Below are 9112 nucleotides of genomic sequence, written 5' to 3' on the forward strand. Positions count from 1 at the left end.
ATGTTGAACTCCCGGTCGAGAATCGCGGAGTACGTCGAGTCGCCGAGCCTTCCGGCAGCCACGGCCGTCCCGAAATAGCGGCCGCTGCCGGCCGCTGCAGCGGCCGGCGTGCGGGCATTAGGCGTGTGTGCGGCCAGAGCGACCAGCGGCACGGCGGCACCCGCGGCGGCGAGCACCACGGCGGCGGCGAGCACGCGGCGGGTAGCCGGACGGCGGCGATGAGAGCGGTTCTGATCTGACAACGGCATGTCCTTCTGGCACAGCGGGCCTTGATCCGGCCCCGGTTACCCGCCAGTTGCCGCCACGCACACAAAGGTTGCCGCAATCGAGGGAACCGCCGCCGCGACCACCGGCACCAGCCCGGACGGACGCCGCCCGCACGTGGTCCACAACTGGAGCCGGTCGCCCACCGAGGTCCAGTCCCCCGTGAAGCTGACCGACGCTCTCAACGGCACGCCGGTTCGCACGGGTGCGCCGGTGCGCGTGGGTGCCCGGGACGTGCGGGTCTTCGCCGCGGGCCGGTAGCCGACCTGGCAACACCTGCTTCGCTGGTACTCGACCGGGGGCGCCTCACCGGGATCTGCTCGACCATCGAGCTGTGCGGCAGGGGGACTCGTCCCCTTGCCTCACCGCGGCGTTCACCGGGTCGGGACGAACCCTCCCCAGACCGACGCGGAGCCGCCCGAACCCTGCGCGTCGACGCGGTAGCCGTCGCCAGCGGCACTGCGCACACCGGTGGCGTGGTTGAACTGGGCGGCAAACTCATAGCTCCCGGCGGGCACGGTCAGGCCCGGCTTGAGGACCCAGCGGTAGACCAGCGTGCCGTCGGCCTCCTGGGCGGTGACGGTGAAGTCAGCACTCGGCAGCGTCTGCCAGGTGCCGGTGTTCTTCACCCGGCCGGTCTGCACGATCCGCATCTCGATCGTGAGCGAGGTGAGCGGCTGGGTCGTCTTGAGGACGAGGTTGCTCTGCGTCCAGTAGACGGTGCTGTGCGGGTCCACCGAGCCGGCCGACCGCAGCGCCCCGTTCTGGCTCTCGTCGGCGGTCGGCGATGGACTGGTGGTCGGCGGAGTCGGGCGCACGCTGCCCGGGGTGGTGACCGGGGCCGGCCGGACAGGGGTGGGGCGGGCCGATGTCGGTTGCGGGGAGCCGGCGGTCGGGGACGGGGTGGCAGGCGCGGTCACGGTGGCCGACGGCGACGATTTCGCGACGATGGCGGCGACGGCGAGGCCGCCGGTCGTCAGGATGCCGGCGGCGGCGAACCCGGCGAGCGCGACCCTGGTACCGGACCGCGCGAACGGCCGCGCGCGGTGACGGACGGCGGGGCCGGCCACGCCGCGTTGCACCCGGGCCAGCATCCTCGCACGGTCGGGCCGGTGGGTCTCGGCGGCCTCGCGCAGCCGACGGGCGATCTCCTCGTTCACCGGTTCCTCCTCCCTGCCACCAGGTCCCCGACCGCTCGTGCGCCCAGTATCCTTTCCAGCTCGGCCATTCCCTTCGAGGTCTGGCTCTTCACCGTACCGACCGATATGCCGAGCGCCACCGCCGTGTCCTTCTCCGACAGGTCGAAGGCGTGCCGCAGCACCACGCAGGCGCGCTTGCGGAACGGCAGCCGGGCGAGCGCCGCGCGGACGTCCAGCACGGCCGCCGTGTCCGGCCCCTCCACCTTCTCGGGGCTGCGGGACCAGAAGAGCGTGATCCGGCGTCGCTCGCGCACCGCGCTGCGGATCCGTCCGCGCGCCAGGTTGGCCACCACACCGCGGGCGTAGGCGAGCGGGTGGTCGGCCTGCCGCAACCGGTCCCAGCGCTGCCACAGGGCGACCAGGGCATCCGCCGCGAGGTCGTCCGCCGCGTCGGTCTCGCCGGTCAGGAGGTGTGCCAGACGGGCGAGTTCGGCATAGTGGCGTTCGAAGAACTCGTGGAACTCCGCCGACGCGTCATCGAGGCGCATCCCTCGGTCGCCCTCTCCTGGCAATGATGTGCGAGTTGGTTGCGCGTTTAACAACAACGGGAGGCGCAGCCTGACAGTGGCAGCCCCGAGGGAATGCCCGTGACCAGTCCGCGCATGCGCCACGGTCGCGGCGCGGCGTGCTTCGTTGCCCTCATGCCCGTCCATCCGGTGGTTCGACTCGGCCTTCCGGCTCCCAGTTGCCGCAGGAGACGCGAAGGTTGCCGCCCCGACGCTGATTTGTCCGCGACCGGTGCACGGCACGAAAGGGATCTGAAGAACATCGGATACGGCGGCAACCTTTCCAACCCGGGCGGCCACTCAGGGGTGCACCGACCACGGCGAGCGCAGTCAGCTGCGCTACGCCCCCCGTATCCACGCACTCCGATCGGGAGCCACACGTATCACCTGACGACCCGACAACCCCCGAGCAGCCGATACCTCGGGGCCGTACGCACCGCCGTAGCCGAACGCGCCGCCACATCGTGGCGGGGGCGGTGGCGGCCCTGCTGGCCGGGGCCGGCGCGGGCGCCCTGGCGCTCAGCGCCGGCGCCGCGCCGACCGTCGCTGCTCCACGGGTCGGACAGGCTGTCCGCGCCGTAGACGGGGTGGCCGCCCTCTTCGGGGACGAAGTCGGTGGTCCGCACGCCGGACACGAAGCCCGCCCAACCGGACCGCGGCGCGAGGTGAGGTGAAAAAGTTCCCGGCTCAAGGCAACCCTTTGGGGAGTCTGTGACCACAGGGAAGCGGATCCGGCCAGTTCCGGTGGCTGGGATCCGCCTCTCCTCTGGTGAACAGCGTGCAAGGAGACCACCTCCCCATGAACAACCCCACGAACGGCGGGCGCCGGGGGCGTCATCGCCGTCGCTGGACCGCCACCGGTCTGCTGCTCGGCGTGCCCGCCATCGTCGTGCCGTATCTCCTGTACGCGCAGGAGGACTCGCAGGCCGCGACGGTCGACGGCAATGCCTACTACCAGCTGGTTTCCGTGCGCAGCGGCAAGGTGCTGGACGTCAACGGGTTCTCCACCGCCGACGGCACCCGCATCCAGCAGTGGACCGACCAGCACACCGCCAACCAGCAGTGGAAGCTGAAGCCCACCGGGGACGGCTGCTACGAGCTGGTGAACCGCAACAGCGGGAAAGTGCTGGGCATAGCGGGCGGTTCGACCGCCCGGGCCGCCGCCGCGGAGCAGCAGACCGACAGCTCCTCCGCCTCCCAGGAGTGGCGGATCGGCGATGTGAGCGGTTCCGGCGCCGTCACCTTCACCTCCCGCAGGAGCGGCCAGGTCCTGGACGTCTCCGGGGGCTCCACGGCCGACGGCGCGGCAGTCATCCAGTATCCGAGCAGGGGCAGCACCAACCAGCAGTGGAAGCTGGTGAAGATGGCCGAGACCCTGGCGGACGGGACCGGCGTGGCGCAGACCACGGCCGCGGCCGGACCGTATGTGTGGAAGAACGCCCAGGTGGTGGGTGGCGGTTACGTCACCGGGCTGGTGTTCAACCCGCGGGAGAAGGGTCTGCTGTACGCGCGTACCGACATGGGCGGCGCCTACCGCTGGGACCCCGCGGCCAAGCAGTGGATCCCGCTGACCGACTGGGTCGGCGAGAAGGACTGGAACCTGCTGGGCATCGACGCACTGGCCACCGACCCCGTCGACCCGAACCGGCTCTACCTCGCGGCGGGCACCTACACCAACAGCTGGGCGAGCAACGGCGCGATCCTGCGCTCCACCGACCGGGGCCGCACCTTCCAGCGCACCGACCTGCCCTTCAAGCTGGGCGGCAACGAGGACGGCCGCGGGGCGGGCGAACGGCTCGTGATCGACCCTGCGGACCACGGCACCCTGCTGCTCGGCACCCGCAAGAACGGCCTGTGGCGCAGCACCGACTACGGCGTGACATGGAGCCAGGTCTCCTCGTTCCCCGTCAAGGACGGGGCGAGCAGCGGCGCGGGCATCTCCTTCGTGACGTACGGCCCGGCCGGCAGCAGGACGGTCTACGTCGGCGTCGCCGACAGGTCCACCTCCCTGTACCGTTCCACCGACGGCGGCGGCACCTGGCAGGCCGTCCCCGGGCAGCCCACCGGCCGGCTGCCGCAGCACGGTGTGCTCTCCGGTGACGGCTCGCTGTACCTGACGTACACCGACGCCCTCGGACCCAACGGCGTGACGGCGGGTTCGGTGTGGAAGTACACGCCGGCCCGGGGGGCCTGGAAGGACGTCTCCCCGTCCAAGGGCAGCTACGGCTTCTCCGGTCTGGCCGTCGACCCGCAGAAGCCGTCCACGGTGATGGTCACCACCCTCGACCGCTGGTGGCCCGAGGACGAGCTCTACCGGACCACCGACGGCGGCGCGACCTGGAAGGCACTGGCCTCGAAGTCGGTGCGGGACGCCTCCGCCGCTCCCTACGTCGGTACCGGCATCGGGCACTGGATGACCGCCCTGGCCATCGATCCCTTCAGCTCCGGGCACGTGCTGTACGGCACCGGCAACGGCATCTGGCAAAGCACGGACGCCACCGCCAGCGACAGCGGCGGCACCAGCCACTGGACCGTGGGCGCCCCAGGGCTGGAGGAAACCTCGCTGATGGACGCGATCGCCCCGCCCGGCGGCGCCACCGTGATCACCGCCATGGGCGACCAAGGCGGCTTCCGCCACGGCTCCCTGACCGAGGTGCCCGCCGGGCGGCTGAACAACCCCATGATGTCCAACAGCACCGACATCGATTTCGCTCAGTCCAACCCCACGGTGATGGTCCGCGTCGGCCGTGGCGGCGCTCAGGACGGCGCGTACTCCACCGACGGCGGCATCAGCTGGAACGGCTTCAAGGCAGAGCCGGTGAGCAGCGCCGACAGCGGCCATGTCGCGCTCGCGGCGGACGGCTCCACCATCGTCTGGACCGAGGCCGGCCAGGTCCCGTACCGCTCGACCGACAAGGGGGCGAGCTGGTCGAAGGTCAGCGGCCTGGGCACCGACGCCGTGGTCGTCGCCGACCGCTCCTCGACCCAGACCTTCTACTCACTGAGCGGCGGCACGCTCTACGCCGGCACCGACGGCGGCGCGACCTTCACCGCCCGCGCCACCGGCCTGCCCGCCGGCCGGCTCACAGCCGTCCCGGGCGTCGCCGCGGACCTGTGGATCGCCGGCGGCGCCAAGGGGCTGCTGCACTCCACCGACGGCGGCCGCACCTTCACCACCCTCAGCACGGTGCAGTCCGCCTCCGCCCTCGGCTTCGGCAAGGCCGCACCGGGCGCCTCCTACCAGGCCCTGTACCTGATCGGTACCGTCAAGGACGTCACCGGGGTCTTCCGCTCCACCGACAAGGGCGCCACCTGGCTCCGGGTCAACGACGACGCCCACCAGTGGGGCAGCATCGGCAGCATCGGTGTCATCACCGGCGACCCCGATACCTTCGGCCGCGTCTACGTCGGCACCAACGGACGCGGCCTCCTGTACGGCGACCCGTCCTGACCCCGACGCCCCAGGCGGGCCGCAGGCACAACGGCCTGCGGCCCGGCCACGGCTGAGGGACCCCGCGCAGGTGTGGACCGCGTCACCTCACCGGCAGGACGTTCGACACGGGCTGCTCGATGTGCACCCGGGCGGAGCGGGCCAGCCCCCTTCACTGCCGGTGAGGCCAGACCCGAGGCCGTCCCCCGCGCCGCAGCAAGCCGCTCATGAACGCAGTGAACGCCTTCGTGCGCGCCCAGCGGGCAGGAGACATCGTCCTCACCCGGCCCCTCTTGACGCGCACGACGCGAACGCACCACTGCCGCACCGGATCGAGCGGGGACACCAGCGCGCTGGCCCGCCTGCTGCGCGGCGACGCCGAGCAGTACGGACGGGACCAAGCGGCGGCCGCCGGGCTCCTCACCACCTGCCCGATCACCGTCGGCAAAATGAGCCAAGGGGTCGATCGCCGGTGACCTGCTCCGCCGGAACATCGCCCATGTGGCCTTCGTCTCCCTTCCGCGGCCCGCGCGCCCGTCGACATCCCCTCGGGCGATGACGGCAGTGGCCGCCTGCGGACCGTCGCAGCAGGTCACAGCACTGCAACGGAAAAAGCTCGACGACAGTACTGCACCCACGGAATCAAATATCTGTAGTCACGACGTAAGAATCGACGCGGCGCACGCCAAATATTCCTGCAACCACACGCGATGCCAGAATTATGTACCGCGCAAGGCCGACGTCGACGTGCTACTGTCGTCATCAGTTGCAGGTGTGGTTGCCAGAAGGTTTTTCCGACGGCCGATCATCACGGCGACACGGAATGCGCACAGGGCGTATTCCTGGCACCGTCTCCGAAGGAGAAACAAAATGGCTTCTGGTACCGTGAAGTGGTTCAACGCGGAAAAGGGCTTCGGCTTCATCGAGCAGGACGGCGGCGGCCCCGACGTCTTCGCCCACTACTCGAACATCGCCACCCAGGGCTTCCGCGAGCTGCTGGAAGGTCAGAAGGTGTCGTTCGACATCGCGCAGGGCCAGAAGGGCCCGACGGCCGAGAACATCGTTCCCGCCTGACGCACCGGCACCGCCGCATACTTCGCAGCTGGGGCCCGCACCTTGGGGTGCGGGCCCCAGCTCGCTTCATTTCCAGGGTGATTCGTCCCTGTCGTTTTCGGCCCGTTCTCGCGATTCTCTGCGCCGCTCATCCTGCTGCGGAAATTCCTTGATACGTGCCCGCATCAAGGAAGGTTCCACATGAACCGCACCCGTTCCACTCGCGCACGCACCAATCGCACATACGACCGCTTCGGAGGAAGCGCCGCCGCGGGCCGCTCCGGCGTTCCGCGCCGCTCCGCCGGTTACGGAAACCGACAGCCCGCGGGGGGCGAGTTCGCGCCGCCGAAGACGGTCACGCCCGCGTTGCCCGCTGTCGAGGCGTTCGCCGATCTCGCCATGCCGGCGCCGTTGCTGACCACGCTCGGCCACGAAGGCGTGACCGTACCGTTCCCGATCCAGGCGGCCACCCTGCCGAACTCCCTGGCCGGCCGCGACGTGCTCGGCCGCGGTCGCACCGGGTCGGGCAAGACCCTCGCCTTCGGCCTGGCGGTCCTCGCCCGCACGGCGGGCCGACGCGCCGAGTCGCGCCGGCCACTGGCGCTGGTCCTCGTCCCCACCCGTGAGCTGGCCCAGCAGGTCACCGACGCGCTCGCTCCCTACGCCCGCTCCGTGAGGCTGCGGCTCGCCACCGTCGTCGGCGGAATGTCCATCGGCAGGCAGGCCGGTGCGCTGCGCGCCGGCGCGGAGGTGGTCGTAGCGACGCCCGGTCGACTCAAGGACCTCATCGACCGGGGCGACTGCCGGCTCGACGACGTCGGCGTCACGGTGCTCGACGAGGCCGACCAGATGACCGACATGGGCTTCATGCCCCAGGTCACCGCCCTGCTCGACCAGGTGCGTCCCGGGGGTCAGCGGATGCTGTTCTCGGCCACGCTGGACCGCAACGTCGACCTGCTGGTCCGCCGCTACCTGACCGACCCGGTGGTCCACTCCGTCGACCCGTCGGCCGGTGCCGTCAGCACGATGGAGCACCACGTACTCCACGTGCACGACGCGGACAAGCACCGCACGACCACCGAGATCGCGGCCCGGGACGGCCGGGTCATCATGTTCCTGGACACCAAGCACGCCGTGGACCGGCTGACCAAGCACCTGCTGAACAGCGGTGTCCGCGCCGCTGCCCTGCACGGTGGCCGGTCCCAGCCGCAGCGCACCCGGACCCTGGCGCAGTTCAAGGACGGTCATGTCACCGTCCTGGTGGCCACCAACGTCGCGGCCCGCGGCATCCACGTCGACAGCCTCGACCTGGTCGTCAACGTGGATCCGCCCAGCGACCACAAGGACTACCTGCACCGTGGCGGCCGTACGGCCCGCGCCGGGGAGTCCGGCAGCGTCGTCACCCTCGTGACCCCCGGCCAGCGCCGCGGCATGACCCGGCTGATGGCGTCGGCCGGCATCACCCCGCGCGTCACCCCGGTGCGCTCGGGCGAGGCGGAACTGAGCCGCATCACGGGTGCCCAGGCGCCCTCCGGCGTCCCGGTGGTCATCACCGCGCCCGTCGTGGAACGGCCTCGCCGCGCGTCTTCGCCGTCCCGGGGCCGCCGGGGTCGCACCGGCCAGGACCGGCCCGTCGGCGCGGGGGTGCGCCGCAGGGCACAGCGGCAGCCCGGCAACGACTCGGCTGCTTAGGCCGGCGGTCGGCGCAGTCCAGGGTGCCCCGTCGCCTCCTGGGGCCGCAGAGAGCATCGAGCGTGACCAGTCCCTACCGAAGGAGACACCCTTGACGCCAGCGCGGACGCAGTACCGCAGGCCGGCCCCCGCCCCCGTAACCGTGGTCGACGACCGCGAAGGGCACGGGCCTCGGGTATGTGACGACATGACCGTCGAGGTGGCTCTGGCCGTCATGGCGGGTGCCCGGGTCGAGTACCTGACCGTGTGCGACGGGGACGACGAGAGCACGGGCTTGATCACCCTGGCCCGGCTCTCCGTTCTGCGCGGCAGTTCCACGTACACGGACCGGATCCGTCTGCGAGACGTCCTCGACGGATCGCTGTCCTCGCCTGGTGCTCGCCCCTGCGGCGTCGGTGAGTACGGCCGGATTCCGGGCGTCCTCGCCCTCTCGCGCTGATCTGCCTCTCCCGGGCAGCCCTTCTGCTTCTCCCGCGACTTCTCCCCTGTGAGGCATCATGCGCTGTGTCATCGCCCAGTACCCGTTCGACCTGACCAGGAGCGGGGTGCTGGCCTCGATGAAGGGCGTCAGGCCCGAGCTCGTCACGGGTGAGTCCGTGACCATCGGCCGCCGCCGCTACCCCGTCAAGCAGGTGGGCCAGGTCCTCACACGGCAGGACCCCCGTGACTTCACCGCGGGGGAAATCACGCGGGCCATGACGCGTCTCGGCTTCACGTGCCACGGCCGCCCCGAGACCGCGGCCGTGAGCGTGGGCGGTCCCACTCCGCTCAGCACCGCATCCGCGCTGCTCGGCGGCACCGGTCCCGTGGAGGTATGAGGCCGGGCGGGAAACCGCCCCCAGGATCCCGGTGGGGGCCCTGCCGACGCGCGTCGGCAGGGGGCCCACCGCCGTGTGGCCGTCCTCTCGGAAACTGCTGGGGTAGTGTGCGGGGTGGGGATACGGTATTTCCCCTGTCTACGTCGCTGG

General features: G+C 71.1%; 9 protein-coding genes and 1 pseudogene. 6 read left to right on the forward strand and 4 right to left on the reverse strand.

Annotated elements, in window-relative coordinates:
* The 4 genes and pseudogenes from ACZ7L1_RS38975 to ACZ7L1_RS38990 all read right to left on the reverse strand — a co-directional run.
* Nucleotides 1–248: pseudogene (locus ACZ7L1_RS38975) on the reverse strand (endo-1,4-beta-xylanase); the annotation flags it as partial.
* Nucleotides 249–638: 390 nt separating this feature from the next.
* Nucleotides 639–1424 carry a superantigen-like protein SSL4 gene (locus ACZ7L1_RS38980; protein WP_471444428.1) on the reverse strand — a complete coding sequence of 262 codons (786 nt, stop codon included), beginning with the start codon at nucleotides 1422–1424 and terminating at the stop codon, nucleotides 639–641.
* Complete coding sequence (locus tag ACZ7L1_RS38985) at nucleotides 1421–1951, reverse strand: SigE family RNA polymerase sigma factor (RefSeq protein ID WP_471444430.1); 531 nt, start codon at nucleotides 1949–1951, stop codon at nucleotides 1421–1423. The genes ACZ7L1_RS38980 and ACZ7L1_RS38985 overlap by 4 nt, the downstream gene beginning before the upstream one ends.
* 401 nt (nucleotides 1952–2352) lie before the next feature.
* Nucleotides 2353–2595 carry a hypothetical protein gene (locus ACZ7L1_RS38990; RefSeq protein ID WP_471444432.1) on the reverse strand — a complete coding sequence of 81 codons (243 nt, stop codon included), beginning with the start codon at nucleotides 2593–2595 and terminating at the stop codon, nucleotides 2353–2355.
* A 173-nt stretch (nucleotides 2596–2768) separates the two neighbouring features.
* Here ACZ7L1_RS38990 and ACZ7L1_RS38995 point away from each other — a divergent pair, with 173 nt between their 5' ends.
* The 6 genes from ACZ7L1_RS38995 (at nucleotide 2769) to ACZ7L1_RS39020 (ending at nucleotide 8962) form a co-directional block, all read left to right on the forward strand.
* Entirely contained in the window at nucleotides 2769–5420 is a 2652-nt protein-coding gene (locus tag ACZ7L1_RS38995) for an RICIN domain-containing protein (protein ID WP_471444435.1), read from the forward strand.
* 206 nt (nucleotides 5421–5626) lie between these two features.
* Entirely contained in the window at nucleotides 5627–5875 is a 249-nt protein-coding gene (locus ACZ7L1_RS39000) for a hypothetical protein (RefSeq protein WP_471444443.1), read from the forward strand.
* A gap of 394 nt (nucleotides 5876–6269) precedes the next feature.
* Nucleotides 6270–6473: a cold-shock protein gene (locus tag ACZ7L1_RS39005; RefSeq protein WP_471444437.1), complete on the forward strand. Its 204-nt coding sequence runs from the start codon at nucleotides 6270–6272 to the stop codon at nucleotides 6471–6473.
* A 180-nt stretch (nucleotides 6474–6653) separates the two neighbouring features.
* Nucleotides 6654–8144: a DEAD/DEAH box helicase gene (locus ACZ7L1_RS39010; protein WP_471444440.1), complete on the forward strand. Its 1491-nt coding sequence runs from the start codon at nucleotides 6654–6656 to the stop codon at nucleotides 8142–8144.
* Nucleotides 8145–8331: 187 nt separating this feature from the next.
* On the forward strand, nucleotides 8332–8583 hold the full coding sequence (locus ACZ7L1_RS39015; RefSeq protein WP_471444441.1) for a CBS domain-containing protein: 252 nt from the start codon (nucleotides 8332–8334) through the stop codon (nucleotides 8581–8583).
* Between the two features lie 58 nt (nucleotides 8584–8641).
* A complete protein-coding gene (locus ACZ7L1_RS39020; protein WP_471444442.1) occupies nucleotides 8642–8962 on the forward strand; it encodes an SCO5918 family protein in 321 nt (106 codons plus the stop codon).
* The last annotated feature ends 150 nt before the right edge of the window (nucleotides 8963–9112 follow it).

The sequence above is a fragment of the Streptomyces sp. NPDC107546 genome (assembly GCF_055639175.1).